This window comes from Serratia sp. H402Y, from assembly GCF_051172415.1.
In the GTDB taxonomy this organism is placed as follows: Bacteria; Pseudomonadota; Gammaproteobacteria; order Enterobacterales; family Enterobacteriaceae; genus Serratia; species Serratia ureilytica.
Window position 1 is genome coordinate 2,297,697 of the sequence record NZ_JBPIYZ010000001.1, and the last position, 14,917, is coordinate 2,312,613.

Below are 14,917 nucleotides of genomic sequence, written 5' to 3' on the forward strand. Positions count from 1 at the left end.
TGAACTGGAAACTCAGTAGAGAGGTCACGCCAATAAAAAGATCGGGCAGAAAAAAGTGAAAAAAAATGCCGAAGTCACCGCGCCGCGTAGACGATAAAGGTCACCACGCCGAAGATCTCCAGCTGCGCTTCGTCGTCGAACACGATCGGCGCGTAGGCGGGATTCATCGGCAACAGCCGCACGTCGGGGTGGCGCTGCAGCTTTTTGACGGTGAATTCACCGTCCACCGCAGCGATCACGATATTGCCATGCTCCGGCGTCAGGGCGCTGTCGACAATCAGCAGATCGCCGTCCCGAATATTGCCGTCGATCATCGATTCGCCGCTGGCGCGCACGAAATAGGTGGCGTTGGGGTGCCGCACCAGCAGCTTGCCGATGTCCAGCCGGCCTTCGACATAGTCCTGCGCCGGGGAAGGAAAGCCGCAGGCCACGCGATCGGCAAACAGCGGTAACGTTAGGGGTTCACCTGGTGAAAAAGAATACAACCTTGAATTGCTCAGCATAATCATAACCAAACTGTATATTTATACAGTTAAGCATAAACAAAACGCGAACGCGTGCAACCCCCAATCCCCTGCGGATCGCGCTTTCCCGCGTAATATAATAATTTTCTGAGCGATTTTTCCTGCAGCTTTTGGCGTTCTTCACGTGTGTTTGCACACATGATATCCACCAAAACTGTAGATAATGCGGCACTCAGACCGTTGGCGTATCGATGGGCAGGATGAGTGAGGGATTGTCATTGCGAACGGCGCCGACGGCGGGCGATACCGGTTGCCAGACGAAATCCTCTGCCTGCAGGCTGTACACGTCAGCCTGCATTTGACCAGAGGGCGGGACTAAGCGGGTGTCGAGCCAGTCGCGCGCGGCCGTCGGTCTCTGCTGCGTACAGCGCCGCAAAGAACAGCGGCAGGCCTTGCCTCAGCAAGAGCCCACGGGAGGAACGGCGGACGGCCTTACAAAATGACGCCAATAAAATTGCGACTGGCAATGGCATCAATGGGACGGCCAGAGACGAAAGTCAGTACGTTATGCCAGGAGCTTGGGATAACCCGACAAACGCTGTACCGCCACATTTCCCCTGATGGTCCACTGCGAGCTGACGGTATAAAGCTGCTCAACCGGGGATAATTTTAGCGGACGGAAAAATCTGGGGTTCCGGCGTAGAATCCCGAATAAGGAATAATCCTTAATTCATTTCAGGATTATTAATTCCATCTAAAACCTCTCGGCAATATTCTTTTTTATAGGCTTCATCATTACTTAATGACTTAACCAAAAAATCAGCATTTTTCCAACCATTATCCCAATGCGTATCGAATCCTGACTGTTCATACTTTAATGTTCTAGTTAATGAGTCTTTTATTTGTTTTTTATATTTATCAATTTTCTCATTGGTTGCCCCACAAACATCATGTGCAACACGAGCATTTGAGCCAGAAAAACCTATTGCTGAAATTGCCATCGCTTCATTTGATTTGTCGAAATCATTCGCATATGCCACAGCATTAGATAAAGCGAATATGACAAGAGCAGGTATGATTTTTTTGTATGAAATCATCTTTCACCTCTAACTCATTGATTGTTCATGGGGTCAGTTGGGATGTCGAAAATTATTGTACATTAAGGCTGCTTTTTAATCAGTCTCAACTTCTTTATAGAAGGCCTGAATGCGACAAACTTGGGAAGTACTGTAGCCTGTCGCGTCTGCTGTTTCTCGGATGCTCAGTTTCTTAATCTGTCGGTAGTACAGGACTTTCTGATGTCGTTCCTGATCTGCCTGCTTTCCCCGGTATCTACCCAACGTATGCGCCCGTTCAATTCCCGGCTTTTGCCGTTGGCGGCGACTTGATCGTTCCGTCCGCGCGCCACAGCAGCAGGCAGGGGGCGCGCAGGTTCGGCCAGCACAATCAGCATCCGTCGCTACAGCGGCGACGGCCGGCGGACGTTAACCGTTGCCACGATGTCACTCCTCTCTCTTATAGATGAGGACATGCAGGCGCAGCCGGTCGGCATCAACACGTTCATCCATTATTGTGCCCGGATAGCCCTGCAGCGCCAGACCGTACCAGAAACTCAGAATGACAGAAGCCTTACCCAACTCTAGGGTGTAACCCATCCCGCCCTGGTTCAGATTGCATTTTTTAATCGCATCTTCTGCTTCCCGGATCAGCTGCGCATAGCTGAGTGAAAAATTCAGTGCCTGATCCATCCTGCTCGCTCCATCTCACCGCTGGCGCGCACGAATAAGTGGCATTAGGATGCCGCACCAGCAGTTTGCCGATATCCAGCCGGCTCTCGACATAGTCCTGCGCCGGGGAGGGAAAACCGCAGGCCACGCGATCGGCAAACAGCGGTAACGTCAGGGGCTCGCCTGGTGAAAAAGCATACAACCTTAAAGTACTCAGCATAATCATAACCAAACTGTATATTTATACAGTAAAGAATAAACAAAACGCGAACGCGTGCAACCCCCTCCCCCCCGACGGATCGCGCTTTGCCGCGTAATATAATAATTTTCTGAGCGATTTTTTTTTACGCCTGCTAACGGTTTCACGCTGCCTTGCACACACGTTATCCACTAAAACTGTGGATAACCTGCAGGGCGTGATTCCCTACGCGAGCGGGATCAGAATCCTGTATAATGTCCACACCTGCTCAATAAGCATTCATCCCCGTCGGCGCCTCGTCACCGACGGTCACGAGAACGTTATGAACAAGCACCTGCTCCTCGCAGAAACCGACGACATCGAACAGGCCTGCCTGTCTCGCCATGCGGTCTGGCAGCGCACCGATCTGGCTCAGGCGCAGCAGGATTGGCTGGCGGAAGAAGTGCCGGTCGCCCTGGTGTACAACGGCATTTCCCACGTGGTGATGATGGCGACGCCAAAAGATCTGGCGGCCTTCGCCATCGGTTTTTCGCTGTCCGAAGGTATCATCACCTCCCCCGACGATATCTACGACATCCGTCAACAACCGGCCTGTAACGGCATTGAAGTGCATGTAGAGCTCTCGAGCCGCCGCTTTATGCAGCTGAAAGAGAAGCGCCGCAGCCTGGCCGGCCGCACCGGCTGCGGCGTCTGCGGGGTCGAGCAGCTGCAGGAGGTTGCTCAGCCCATCGCACCGCTGCCCTTCACCCAACGTTTCGATTTGGCCCAGCTCGACCGGGCGTTGGCTCAACTGCAGGAAGTGCAAACGGTGGGAAAACTGACCGGCAGCACCCATGCGGCGGCCTGGATCCAGCCGGACGGCGCGCTCAGCGGCGGATGTGAAGACGTCGGCCGCCATGTGGCGCTCGACAAACTGCTGGGTTACCGCAGCCAACAGGCCTGGTCGCAAGGGGCGGCGCTGGTCTCGAGCCGCGCCAGCTATGAAATGGTGCAAAAGTCCGCCATGTGCGGCGTCGAGATCCTGTTCGCCGTCTCCGCCGCCACCCGTCTGGCGGTGGAAGTGGCCGAGCGCAGCAACCTGACGCTGGTGGGCTTCAGCAAACCGGGGCGCGCCACCGTCTATACGCACCCGCAACGGCTCTGGCAATCGACAACGGCGGCATAGCGCCGCCGGATAAGAATCGACTATTCTCAATAGCAGGACACCAGGAAGCACCCACGTTATGATAATTCGCCCGCACCAGAACTGGTTTTTTCGCCTGTTCGCCTGGCACGGTTCCGTGCTGTCAAAAATTACCTTTCGCCTGTCGCTGAACGTGCTGATGTCGATAGTGGCGGTGATCAGCTACCAATGGTACGAACAGCTCGGCGTGCATTTGACCATCGCGCCGTTCAGCCTGTTGGGCATCGCCATCGCCATTTTTCTCGGCTTTCGCAATAACGCCGGCTACAGCCGCTTTGTCGAAGCGCGCAACCTGTGGGGCTCGCTGCTGATTACCGAACGCACCCTGCTGCGCCAGATCAAAAGCCTGCTGCCGGACGAACCGGCGGTGCAGCAAAAGGTCGCCAAGCTGCTGATCGCCTTTAGCTGGAGCCTGAAGCATCAGCTGCGCGGCACCGACCCCACCGCCGATCTGTACCACAATCTCACCGGCAACGAGCTGGCCGAGGTGATCGCCAGCCCGATGCCGACCAACCGCATCCTGCTGATGCTGGGCCAGGAAATCGGCAAATTGCGCCATCAGGGCCTACTGAGCGACATCACCTTCGGGCTGATCGACGATAAGCTGAGCGAACTGTCTCATACCCTCGGCGGCTGCGAACGGCTCGCCAGCACCCCGGTGCCATTCGCCTATACCCTGATCCTGCAGCGCACCGTTTACCTGTTCTGCAGCCTGTTGCCTTTTGCCCTGGTGACCGATCTGCATTACATGACACCGTTTGTTTCGGTGTTCATTTCCTATACCTTCTTATCCTGGGACTCACTGGCCGAAGAGCTGGAGGATCCGTTCGGCGTGTCGGCCAACCATCTGCCGTTAAACGCCATTTGCAACACCATCGAGCGCAACCTGCTGGAAATGAACGACCAAAGCCCGCTGCCACCGCCGATGAAACCCGACGAGCACTTTAATTTGATCTGATCTATTTCACCCGAACACACTGGAGCCGAATGCAATGAATGCAAATAACACCCCGCCGCAAGCCGTATTCACGCCGGTCACGCGCCATGCCATTTTCATCGTCGCCACCCTGTCGCCCGTTCCTGCCCATCTGGCGGCGGTGCGCGCCTGGTGCGGCGATATCGCCGCCGTGGTGCGTTCGGTCGGCAAACGCGCGCCGGCGGGCAATCTCACCTGCGTCTGCGGCTTCGGCTCCGAGGCCTGGGATACGCTGTTCGGCGCGCCGCGCCCTCGCCAGCTGCATCCGTTCAGCCCGATCGGTAGCGGGGAGCGCGTTGCGGTCGCCACGCCTGGCGACATCCTGCTGCACATCCGCGCCGATGAAATGGATCTGTGTTTTGAACTGGCCTCTCAGTTGACCGCCAAGCTCGGCGACGCCGTGACGGTGATCGAGGAGGTGCACGGCTTCCGTTATTTCGATCAGCGCGCCATGATCGGCTTCGTCGACGGTACGGAGAACCCGGAGGGGCACGAAGCCTTCGACTACACGGTGATCGGCGACGAAGACGCGGCGTTCAGCGGCGGCAGTTATGTGCTGGTGCAGAAATACCTGCACGATATGCAGGGCTGGAATTCGCTCAGCGTGGAAACGCAGGAGAAGATCATCGGCCGCCATAAACAGTCCAACATCGAGCTGGATGAAGCGGTCAAACCGTCGTCGTCGCACAGTTCGTTGACCACCATCACCGACGAGCAAGGCAACGAGGTGAAAATTCTGCGCGACAACATGCCGTTCGGCCGCCCCGGCCTGCGCGAGTTCGGCACCTACTTTATCGGCTATGCGCGCTCCCCGCAGCCGATCGAGCAGATGCTGGAAAACATGTTTATCGGCCGCCCGGCCGGCAACTACGATCGGCTGCTCGATTTTAGCCACGCGGTGACCGGCACCCTGTTCTTCGTGCCTTCCGCCCCGCTGCTGGAAGCGCTGGCCGATCGCAGCGGCGCCGAACTGCACTGATTGGATGAAATGCGGGGCCGCAGCGATTAGCCGTTGGTTATCCTGTGGCCCTGCGCATCAATCACCGGCTCCCCGTCCTCTTTGCTGAAGGCGCCGCGCTGCGGATCCGGCAGAATCTCCAACACCACCTCCGACGGACGGCACAAACGCGTGCCGAGCGGGGTCACCACAATGGGGCGGTTGATCAGGATCGGCTGTTGCAGCATGAAATCGATCAGTTGATCATCGCGCCAGCCGGCTTCGTCCAGCTTCAGCTCGGCGTAAGGCTCGATGTTTTTGCGCAGCAACGCGCGCGGCGTCATGCCCATTTCGTCCAGCAACGCAATCAATCGTTCGCGGCTTGGCGGCGTTTCCAGATACAAAACCACCTCTGGCTCAACGCCGCTGTTGCGGATCAACGCCAACGTATTGCGCGACGTGCCGCAGGCCGGGTTATGGTAAATCTTGATGTCGCTCATGACGGTTTCTCCGGTCAGGGCAAAACGGACAAACGCAATGCCAGCGCGGCCAGGGTGACAAACAAAATCGGTAACGTCATCACCAGCCCCACGCGGAAATAATAGCCCCAGGTAATGACGATGTTCTTTTGTGCCAACACATGCAGCCACAGTAACGTCGCCAGGCTGCCAATCGGGGTAATTTTGGGGCCGAGATCGCTGCCGATAACGTTAGCGTAAATCATCGCCTGTTTGATGACGCCTTCCGCACTGCTGCCGTCGATAGACAACGCCCCCACCAATACCGTCGGCATGTTATTCATGATGGAAGAGAGAAATGCGCTCAGGAAACCGGTGCCAAACGTCGCCGCCCACAGCCCCTGCCGTGCCAACGCGTCCAGCACACCGGAAAGCCAATCGGTCAAACCGGCGTTGCGCAACCCGTAGATCACCAGATACATGCCCAGTGAGAAAATGACGATCTGCCAGGGCGCCCCGCGCAACACTTTACCGGTATCGATCGCTCGCCCGCGTTTCGCCACCGCCAGCAAAACCAGGGCGCCGCAAGCGGCGACCAAACTGACGGGCACGCCGAGCGGCTCCAGGGCGAAAAAACCCATCAACAACAGCGCCAATACGGCCCAGCCGGTCCGAAACGTCGTGCGATCGCGAATCGCTTCCCGTGGCACCGGTAAACGCGTCAATGCGTAGCGCTGCGGAATATCCTTGCGGAAGAACAGATGCAACATCACCAGCGTCGCCGCGACGGCGGCAAGGTTGACCGGCACCATCACCGCCGCATACTCCGTAAAACCCAGCCGGAAGAAATCCGCTGAAACGATATTTACCAGGTTGGACACCACCAGCGGCAGGCTGGCAGTATCGGCGATAAAGCCCGCCGCCATGACGAAAGCCAGCACGGCAGCAGGACGAAAACCGAGCGCCGACAGCATGGCGATCACGATCGGCGTCAGAATCAACGCGGCGCCGTCGTTCGCGAACAACGCTGCCACTACAGCCCCTAGCAGCAACATGTAGGTAAACAGCCATCGACCTTTGCCGTTGCCCCAACGTGCGACATGCAAGGCGGTCCAGGTGAAGAAGCCGCTTTCATCCAGCAGCAGGCTAATGATGATGACGGCGATGAAGGTCGCGGTCGCATTCCAGACTATCTGCCACACCACGGGAATATCACCGACGTGCACCACGCCGCTCACTAATGCCAATCCCGCCCCGATCGACGCACTCCAACCGATGCCCAGCCCTTTCGGTTGCCAAATCACCAAAATCAACGTCAGAATAAAGATTGTCCCCGCCACTATCATCGCCGCCTCGCTGCTTCTTCAAGTTTACATATATGTTTTTTCGGATATGTTAAGGCAAATTTTTTATCGTTACGGGCAACCTTTCGCCGCGCGTTGCGCCAATTCCATCATCTGTTCTGATCGGCACTGATAAGCCTGCTCAATAATAGCCGCCGCCCAGGCCGGCATATGCGGCGACAGGCGATAATGTATCCACTTGCCATCGCGCCGATCGAGCAACAGCCCGCTTTCACGCAGCATCGCCAGATGTCTTGATATTTTTGGCTGCGGCAGCGCCAGTGCGCCCGACAGCTCGCACACGCACAGCTCGCCGGCGTGGCGCAGCACCAGCACCAGCGTCAGACGCGTCTCATCCGACAAGTTTTTAAACAGCTTCAGCGGCGTCAATGACGTCATGTCGCACTCCCGTTAACCTTTATCTGCTCCACAAATCGCTCGTGAAAATATCACCTTCATATTCGAAAAAGCAAATATAAAACGCAAGGCGTTATCCCCAGCCCAACAACTTATACTTATCTTACGCTGTTTTTATGGGAAGGAGGTGCCATGCCGCTCACATTCAAACCGTCGGAAAGACTCTCCATCGGCACCGAAATAGAGCTGCAACTGGTCGATGACGAGCATTACGATCTTACGGATCGGGCTGACCGGGTGGTCAGCGCGGTCGGCGACCGCCGACGCGTCAAACATGAGCTCACCAAGTCGATGGTGGAACTGAACAGCTCGGTGCACCACGATCTCGATGCGCTGCACGCCGAGCTGCGCGCCCTGACCGATACCGTCCAGCGCAGCGCACGGCGCCAGGGCTGTGACGTCTGCGGCGGCGGCCGCCACCTGAGCAACGACTGGCGCAAGCAGGTCATCAGCGACAACGCGCGCTACAGGCAGCTGGCCAGCCGCTTTGGCTATCTCTCCAAGCTGGCCTGCGTATTCGGCCAACACATCCACCTCGGCGTCAACGACGGAGACGAGGCGATGTACCTGTGCCATGCGCTGACGCCCTATTTTCCGCAGCTGATCGCGCTCAGCGCTTCGTCACCGCTGTACCAGGGCGTCGATACGCGCTTTGCCAGCTCCCGTTTCAGCGCACAGAATTCTTTCCCCAATTACGGCTGCCTGGAACACATCTACAGCTGGCACGAATTCAACGCCTACTATGACCGGCTGCATGCCGCCGGCGTCATCGACAGCGTCAAGGATATTTACTGGGATGCGCGGCCGAAACCGGAGCTGGGCACGGTAGAGATCCGCATCTGCGATACGCCGCTGCGCCTCGCGCACGCCACGCTGCTGGTCGGCTACTGCCGTCTGCTGGCCGATTTTCTGTTGCAACACCGCACGCCGATCGCGCCGGAGTACGATGCCTTCACCAACTACAACAAGATCAACGCCTATCGCAGCGGTTTCGCCGCCGAATACGTCGATCCCGCCACGCTGCGCCGCTGCAGCCTGACCGCACATATCCTGCACACCCTCGACTCGCTGAGCGTCTTCGCCGAGCGGCAGGAGGATCGGGCCGTGCTGCAGGCGGTCGAGCGCCATGTGCGCCGGGGCATCAGCGATTCGGAGCATATCCGCCAGATGTTGCACAACGGCCTGCCGCAAACCCAGGTCATCAAACGCCTGTGCGATGAGCTGTTGCAACCGGCAAGTTAAGTTTCGGCTATCGATTCCATACGCCAAAGCGGCTGTTCATTATGTGCTCTTTCGCTACAATCGTGAGCACTGACATTCACCGTATCGAGGACACTATGTACAATTTCTCCCGCTATCAGGCAAAAGAACTGGCGCTGGCTTACATGAGCGGCAAAAAGCACGATCTGTCGCCGCAGGAGTTTTTGCAGCAGCTGAAAAGCAGCGAAAGATCGTTTGAGCACCTGCTGAAACACGGCAGTGAAATGCCGCGTGACGTGCTGGTCAAAAGCTTCTGAACGGCCGGTCGCCGGCCTCTTTCCGTCTACGCCGCCGGTGGCGGGCCTGACAGGTCCGCGCATTCCCGGCCGTCTCTCTCCCTTTCTCTTCGCCCCCGACGTTTCGCCTCCACCGACCAACACCCGGAAAATTCGCCTTTAGAGACGAATTGTTGACATATTCGTATTCAGGTGCGAATTTATAGTCATCCCCCATCCACAACGGATCACGCCATGCCGACGCCAATCAGCGTAATCAGCGGCGATCTGGTCGATTCTCGCCGGTCAGACACCGTCAACTACCTCAACGGGCTGCACAGCCTGCTCGATCGGCTGCAGCGCGACGGGCGGCTGCGACAGGTGGAAATCTTTCGCGGCGATGCCTTCCAGGCGCAGGCCGCGCCGGAGGACGGGCTGTTGCTGGCGGTGTATGTTCGCACTGCGCTGCGGGCGATGGGCGCCGCGCACTGGGATGCGCGCATCGCCGTCGGGCTGGGTAGCCAACGGCCCGACGCCGCCGGTTACGGCAGCGCCTTTATCAACTCCGGCAGCGCGCTGGACGCCATGACGAAAAATTGCCGCCTGGCTCTGAAAACCGACAACGATCGGACAAACGCCATTGTCAGCGATCTGCTGCCGATGTTAGATCATGTCATTGGCCGCTTGTCGCAGACCGAAGCGCGCATCGTCCAGGCGAGAATGTTCGCCGACAGCGGCGCGGCCGTAGCCGAGCAGCTGCAAAAAGCCGCTTCCACGGTCTCCGCCACGCTCAAACGCGCGGCCTATGAGGAGATCATGCGGTTTATTCACGCCATTAACAGGATCGTCTGACTATGGATCTGACCTATGCGCCTTTACTGGCCTGGCTGTTGATCGTCCATCTGCTGGCGGATTTTCCACTGCAGCCGCTGAGTTGGGTGGAAGATAAAATCCAACATCGCGCGCGTTCGCGTTTTCTGCTGTTGCACGCGTTGCTGCATGGGGTGCTGGCCGCCTGGGTGGTGGCCGGTTTCGGCCTGCTGCACGGCGGACTGTCTTCACTGCAGGTGCTGGTCAGCCTGCTGGTTATCGCCGTCAGCCACTACCTGATCGATTTGCTGAAAGTCACCGCCATGATCCGCCTGAGCCCGGCCCGCAGCTTTCTGCTCGATCAGGGATTGCATCTGGCGATGATCGCCTTGCTGTGGCTGGGGCTGACGCCGAATGCCGGTGAACTGCTCGCGGCGTTGGGACGGCAACTGGGGAGTTGGCAAACCGGCCTGGTGCTGGTGGCCTACAGCCTGATTTATCTGCCGATGAGCCTGCTGATTGGGCAACTGCTGGCGCGCTGGACGCCGCAAATGCCGCCTTCGGCCAAGGCCGACAACGATTCGCTGCTGCGCGCGGGCAAACAGATTGGCTATCTGGAAAGAACGCTGATCCTGACCTTTGTGCTGCTGGGGCAAATTCCGGCGATCGGTTTTTTGCTGGCGGCCAAATCTATCTTCCGTTTCGGCGATCTGCGCCAAAGTGACGATAAGATGCGTACCGAGTATGTGCTGCTCGGCACGCTGTTTTCCTTCACGCTGACCATCATGCTCGGCCTGCTGGTCAACAAACTGCTGTAGCGGTGCGGGGGCGAAGAATTTCGCCCCCGAAGTGAACGCCGAGGCGGCTTAGAGCCACTCGCCGAAGCGGCGGATATAGAAACGCTTCATCAACTGTGCGACCACGCAGTAGCTGACCAGCGTAGCGGCCAACCACGGGAAGTATTCCCACGGCAGCGGCTGCAGGCCAACCAGGGCGCCGAGCGGCGAGAACGGAATGTAGATGCCGAGCGCCATCACCAACCCGGTGGTCAGCAAGACCGGCAGCGCCGCCGTGCTCTGAATGAACGGGATTTTCTGGGTGCGCAGCATATGCACCACCAGCGTTTGCGACAGCAGCCCCTCAATGAACCAGCCGGACTGGAACAGCGCCTGGTGTTCCACGCTGTTGGCGGCGAACACGTACCACATCAGCGCATACGTCGTGATATCGAAGATTGACGAGGTCGGCCCAATCCACAGCATAAAGCGCCCGATGTTTTTGGAGTCCCACTTGCGCGGTTTGCGCAGAAACTCTTTGTCCATCTTGTCCCACGGCAGCGACAGCTGAGAAATGTCGTACATCAGGTTCTGAATCAACAGGTGGATTGCCAGCATCGGCAGGAACGGGATGAAGGCGCTGGCCACCAGCACCGAGAACACGTTGCCGAAGTTGGAGCTGGCGGTCATGTTCAGGTACTTGATGATATTGCCGAAGGTCTCGCGCCCTTTGATTACCCCCTCTTCCAGCACCATCAGGTTCTTTTCCAACAGGATGATGTCCGCCGACTCCTTGGCGATATCGGTACCGGTGTCGACCGAGATGCCGACGTCGGCGTCGCGCAGCGCCGGCGCATCGTTGATGCCGTCGCCGAGGAAGCCGACGGTATGGCCGTTGGCCTGCAGTATTTTCAGCACCCGCGATTTTTGCAACGGCGTCAGCTTGGTGAAGACCGTGCGCTGCTCCACTTCGCGCGCCAGTTCTTCGTCATCCATCTGTTCAATTCGCAGCCCGGAGAGCGGCTCGCCCGGCTCCAGCCCGACGTCGCGGCAAATCTTGCAGGTGATCACCGGGTTGTCGCCGGTCAGCACCTTCACCGTCACGCCATTTTCCTGCAGCGCGGCGATCGCCTGCTGAGCGCTCTCCTTCGGCGGATCGAGGAAGGTCAGCAGCCCTTGCACCACCATATCGCGTTCGTCGGCCACGCTCAGCGCTTCGGCCGGGCGCTGCGCATCCAGCTCGCGCGTCGCCAGCACCAGCACGCGGAAACCGTCTTCGTTATATTCGCGGGCCAGCGCCTGCAACGCCGCACGGCGCGCGTCGTCCAGCACCAGCGTCTGATCGCCTTCGCGCACGTGGGTGGCGATCTCCAGCATCTCCTCCACCGCGCCCTTACAGATCAGCTGCTGGCGGCCATTCTCATCCGCCACCACGATCGACAAACGGCGGCGCACGAAATCGAACGGCAGCTCATCCACCTTGCTGAAACGCCCCAGGGCTTCAATCCCCGGTTTGCCGCGGCCAAAGCGGATCACCGCCTGATCCATCAGGTTCTTCATGCCGCTCTGATGGAAGCTGTTCAACCAGGCCAGGTGCAGCACCTCGTTATCTCTGGCGCCGTTGACGTCGATGTGGTGCTCGAGAATGATGCGGTCCTGGGTCAGCGTGCCAGTCTTGTCGGTGCAAAGCACGTCCATGGCGCCAAAGTTCTGAATGGCGTTCAAACGCTTCACCACCACCTTGCGACGCGACATGGCGATCGCCCCTTTCGCCAGGTTGGAGCTGACGATCATCGGCAGCATTTCCGGCGTCAGGCCGACCGCCACCGCCAGCGCGAACAGCGCCGCTTCGCTCCAGTCGCCTTTGGTGAAGCCGTTGATCAGCAACACCACCGGCACCATCACCAGCATGAAGCGAATCAACAGCCAGCTGACGCTGTTCACCCCGCGATCGAACGCAGTCTGCGCCCGTGTCCCGACGATCGACTTGGCCAACGAGCCGAAGTAGGTGCGCCCGCCGGTCGCCACCACCACCGCCGTAGCGGTACCGCTGGCGACGTTGGTGCCCATCAGACAGATGTTGGAGAGCTCAAGCAGCGCGTTCTCGCTGGACACTTCCCCTTCGCTCGACTTCTGCGCCACGTTGCCCATCGCATCGTATTTCTCGATAGGGATCGCCTCGCCGGTCAAAATCGCCTGGCTGATGAACAGATCGCGCGAGGCGATAAGACGCACGTCGGCCGGCACCATGTCACCGGCGGAGAGCTGGATGATATCCCCCGGCACCAGTTCGCGGATCGGCACTTCCAGCGTCAGCGGATGCGCGCTGTAGCTGCTGCGGCGCAGCACCGTGGCGGTAGTGCGCACCATCGATTTCAGCGCTTCCGCCGCTTTGTTGGTGCGGTATTCCTGCCAGAAACGCAGCAGCCCGCTCAGCGTGACCATGGTCAGGATGATAATGACGCCGGTGAGTTCAGTTTCTTCACCGCTCTGGAGCGGCAGCCAATAATCGGTAAAGAAACTGATCGCAGCCAGCACCATCAGCACGAAGATAAACGGGTTGTTGAAGGCCTTGATCAGCTGGATCAGGGCATGCGGCGCCTTGTCATGGGCGACCTGGTTGGCGCCGAACTGCTCCAGCCGCTCATCGGCGTCGTCCTGGGTCAAGCCGTTGCGGTTGCACTTCAGGTTCGCCAGCGTTTGAGCGATGCTGTTGGTGGCCTCTTGCGCAATGGCGTAGGTCACCGCGTCTTTATCACGGCGACGCGTTCTTTCATTAATCTGAGTCATAACGCTATTCTCTTATTTTAGTTCTGCGCACAGCGAAGCCCCGCCCGATAAACAGGTGACTATGCGCAGCTTGGAATTTTTTATTAGCGTGACTAAATGGCGGAATTACCCTGTCAGCCACGCTGGGATCATTTTCCTTCCGGGGTCATCGTCCATAACGCCTCCTTAATGTTCAGCGTTATTCAAGGCGTGCATGAATAAACCTGAACATATAATCAAGTTAATCAATATTTATATCATTAATCAGACCGGTAATTCGGACGCGACGCGCCAGCGAACGGCGCTCACGCTTTTTTCCAGACTGACGCGGCAGACAATACCTTCGATTTCTTTTTGCGCGGCCGGCGTAGCGGTAATTTCCGCGCACACTTCCAACTGCCCCGGGCTCGAAATATCGGCGCTGCGCAAGGATTGCAGCCGCAAGGCGACGCCGTTCAGCGCCTGCAGGATCAGGGTACGCACCAGAATTTCGTCCTGCTCGCCGCAGGTCACCTGAATGCGATAGCACAGTTCCAGATCGGTCGCCTGCTGATGCGGCTGCAGATTGATGCGCTGCGCGGCTTCGCGCAGCAGGATATTGGCGCACAGGATCACCAGCGTAGCGACCACCGCATCCCAATGCTGGCCCAGGCCGCACAGTACGCCGATCCCCGCCGAACACCACAGCGTGGCGGCGGTATTGAGGCCGCGAATATTAAGCCCTTCACGCATGATCACGCCGGCGCCGAGGAAGCCGATACCGGATACGATCTGCGCCGCCACGCGGCCGGCGCTGGCCGGATCGGTGGACATGGAGCTGAGAATAAAGACCGCCGCGCCGGTCGCCACCAGCGCATTGGTGCGCAGGCCGGCCATGCGTTGGCGCCACTGGCGTTCGGCGCCAATGACCGCGCCCAGGCACATCGCCAGCAATAAATTCAAAACGAAAGGAGTCATAGCCATGACTGTCCCCTTAATTAACCGCAGGAGATAAAATCATGTGCTGTTTAGCACACGCGAAATCGCGCTGAAAATAAATCAGCGAATCAGCGTGCTGTGCCTGGAGGGAAAAGGCTGTGGCTGCAGAATACCATAATAACGTCCAACTCAATTCACCTGAAACCGTCAGGCATCAGGAAACGTTTCTTATTCGGGTATGCACAGCTCAGAAATAACTGGAGAGGGGTGCTGCCCGCCGATAACGGCAAGCAACAAATCAGAAGAGAATTGGTCAGCTTGCCTTATTTGTTTTATTACAACTACAACTGTCCAATTGGGTTTCTCCACTGAAATTTTGGCTGAGTATAGTGACGTCGGGTAATGAAGTAAAGGCTAATTTATTAAACGAAAAATAAACTGGAATACGGCGTTTATATTTCGATG

The 14,917-nt window shown here is 57.9% G+C and carries 15 protein-coding genes and 3 pseudogenes; 7 read left to right on the forward strand and 11 right to left on the reverse strand.

The annotated features are described in order from the left end of the window. Window positions 1-74: 74 nt before the first annotated feature. The 6 genes and pseudogenes from umuD to ACSBQS_RS11260 all read right to left on the reverse strand — a co-directional run. Window positions 75-509 (reverse strand): translesion error-prone DNA polymerase V autoproteolytic subunit, encoded by a 435-nt coding sequence (umuD, locus tag ACSBQS_RS11235; protein ID WP_197666040.1) that lies wholly within the window; start codon window positions 507-509, stop codon window positions 75-77. Window positions 510-696: 187 nt separating this feature from the next. Then, window positions 697-876: pseudogene (locus tag ACSBQS_RS11240) on the reverse strand (SOS response-associated peptidase family protein); the annotation flags it as partial. Window positions 877-1,189: 313 nt separating this feature from the next. Beyond that, window positions 1,190-1,561: a hypothetical protein gene (locus ACSBQS_RS11245; protein WP_126502249.1), complete on the reverse strand. Its 372-nt coding sequence runs from the start codon at window positions 1,559-1,561 to the stop codon at window positions 1,190-1,192. Between the two features lie 75 nt (window positions 1,562-1,636). After that, window positions 1,637-1,849 (reverse strand): annotated as a pseudogene (locus ACSBQS_RS11250) (resolvase); the annotation flags it as partial. A gap of 117 nt (window positions 1,850-1,966) precedes the next feature. Continuing rightward, on the reverse strand, window positions 1,967-2,212 hold the full coding sequence (locus ACSBQS_RS11255; RefSeq protein WP_016927225.1) for a hypothetical protein: 246 nt from the start codon (window positions 2,210-2,212) through the stop codon (window positions 1,967-1,969). A gap of 34 nt (window positions 2,213-2,246) precedes the next feature. Continuing rightward, window positions 2,247-2,417: pseudogene (locus ACSBQS_RS11260) on the reverse strand (DNA polymerase V); the annotation flags it as partial. 295 nt (window positions 2,418-2,712) lie between these two features. On the opposite strand from ACSBQS_RS11260, the gene fdhD reads away from it, so the two are divergent. The 3 genes from fdhD to ACSBQS_RS11275 are packed head-to-tail and all read left to right on the forward strand — an operon-like array spanning window position 2,713 to window position 5,528. Then, entirely contained in the window at window positions 2,713-3,555 is an 843-nt protein-coding gene (fdhD, locus tag ACSBQS_RS11265) for a formate dehydrogenase accessory sulfurtransferase FdhD (protein ID WP_434990533.1), read from the forward strand. 58 nt (window positions 3,556-3,613) lie between these two features. Beyond that, the gene (locus tag ACSBQS_RS11270; protein WP_197749495.1) at window positions 3,614-4,531 is read left to right on the forward strand and encodes a bestrophin family protein; all 918 of its coding nucleotides are present in this window, start codon (window positions 3,614-3,616) and stop codon (window positions 4,529-4,531) included. A 34-nt stretch (window positions 4,532-4,565) separates the two neighbouring features. Then, window positions 4,566-5,528, forward strand: coding sequence for a Dyp-type peroxidase (locus tag ACSBQS_RS11275; protein ID WP_033643584.1), 963 nt, complete (start codon window positions 4,566-4,568; stop codon window positions 5,526-5,528). Window positions 5,529-5,554: 26 nt separating this feature from the next. On the opposite strand, the gene arsC is transcribed toward ACSBQS_RS11275, so the two are convergent. The 3 genes from arsC to ACSBQS_RS11290 form a co-directional block, all read right to left on the reverse strand. After that, window positions 5,555-5,986: an arsenate reductase (glutaredoxin) gene (arsC, locus tag ACSBQS_RS11280; RefSeq protein ID WP_033650828.1), complete on the reverse strand. Its 432-nt coding sequence runs from the start codon at window positions 5,984-5,986 to the stop codon at window positions 5,555-5,557. A 14-nt stretch (window positions 5,987-6,000) separates the two neighbouring features. Further along, entirely contained in the window at window positions 6,001-7,290 is a 1,290-nt protein-coding gene (locus ACSBQS_RS11285; RefSeq protein WP_042784908.1) for an arsenic transporter, read from the reverse strand. Window positions 7,291-7,359: 69 nt separating this feature from the next. Further along, window positions 7,360-7,686: a metalloregulator ArsR/SmtB family transcription factor gene (locus ACSBQS_RS11290; RefSeq protein ID WP_033650826.1), complete on the reverse strand. Its 327-nt coding sequence runs from the start codon at window positions 7,684-7,686 to the stop codon at window positions 7,360-7,362. 150 nt (window positions 7,687-7,836) lie between these two features. On the opposite strand from ACSBQS_RS11290, the gene ACSBQS_RS11295 reads away from it, so the two are divergent. From ACSBQS_RS11295 to ACSBQS_RS11310, 4 genes are all read left to right on the forward strand, one after another. Then, window positions 7,837-8,946 carry a YbdK family carboxylate-amine ligase gene (locus ACSBQS_RS11295; protein WP_197666038.1) on the forward strand — a complete coding sequence of 370 codons (1,110 nt, stop codon included), beginning with the start codon at window positions 7,837-7,839 and terminating at the stop codon, window positions 8,944-8,946. A gap of 95 nt (window positions 8,947-9,041) precedes the next feature. Continuing rightward, complete coding sequence (locus tag ACSBQS_RS11300; RefSeq protein WP_004935085.1) at window positions 9,042-9,221, forward strand: hypothetical protein; 180 nt, start codon at window positions 9,042-9,044, stop codon at window positions 9,219-9,221. 213 nt (window positions 9,222-9,434) lie between these two features. Then, window positions 9,435-10,031 carry a hypothetical protein gene (locus ACSBQS_RS11305; protein ID WP_047025424.1) on the forward strand — a complete coding sequence of 199 codons (597 nt, stop codon included), beginning with the start codon at window positions 9,435-9,437 and terminating at the stop codon, window positions 10,029-10,031. 2 nt (window positions 10,032-10,033) lie between these two features. Next, on the forward strand, window positions 10,034-10,807 hold the full coding sequence (locus ACSBQS_RS11310; RefSeq protein ID WP_434990540.1) for a DUF3307 domain-containing protein: 774 nt from the start codon (window positions 10,034-10,036) through the stop codon (window positions 10,805-10,807). A gap of 48 nt (window positions 10,808-10,855) precedes the next feature. Here ACSBQS_RS11310 and mgtA read toward each other — a convergent pair whose 3' ends face one another. Both mgtA and ACSBQS_RS11320 read right to left on the reverse strand, forming a co-directional pair. Continuing rightward, window positions 10,856-13,555 carry a magnesium-translocating P-type ATPase gene (gene mgtA / locus ACSBQS_RS11315; RefSeq protein ID WP_434990542.1) on the reverse strand — a complete coding sequence of 900 codons (2,700 nt, stop codon included), beginning with the start codon at window positions 13,553-13,555 and terminating at the stop codon, window positions 10,856-10,858. Window positions 13,556-13,798: 243 nt separating this feature from the next. Further along, window positions 13,799-14,497 (reverse strand): MgtC family protein, encoded by a 699-nt coding sequence (locus ACSBQS_RS11320; RefSeq protein ID WP_025303346.1) that lies wholly within the window; start codon window positions 14,495-14,497, stop codon window positions 13,799-13,801. Window positions 14,498-14,917 lie beyond the last annotated feature (420 nt).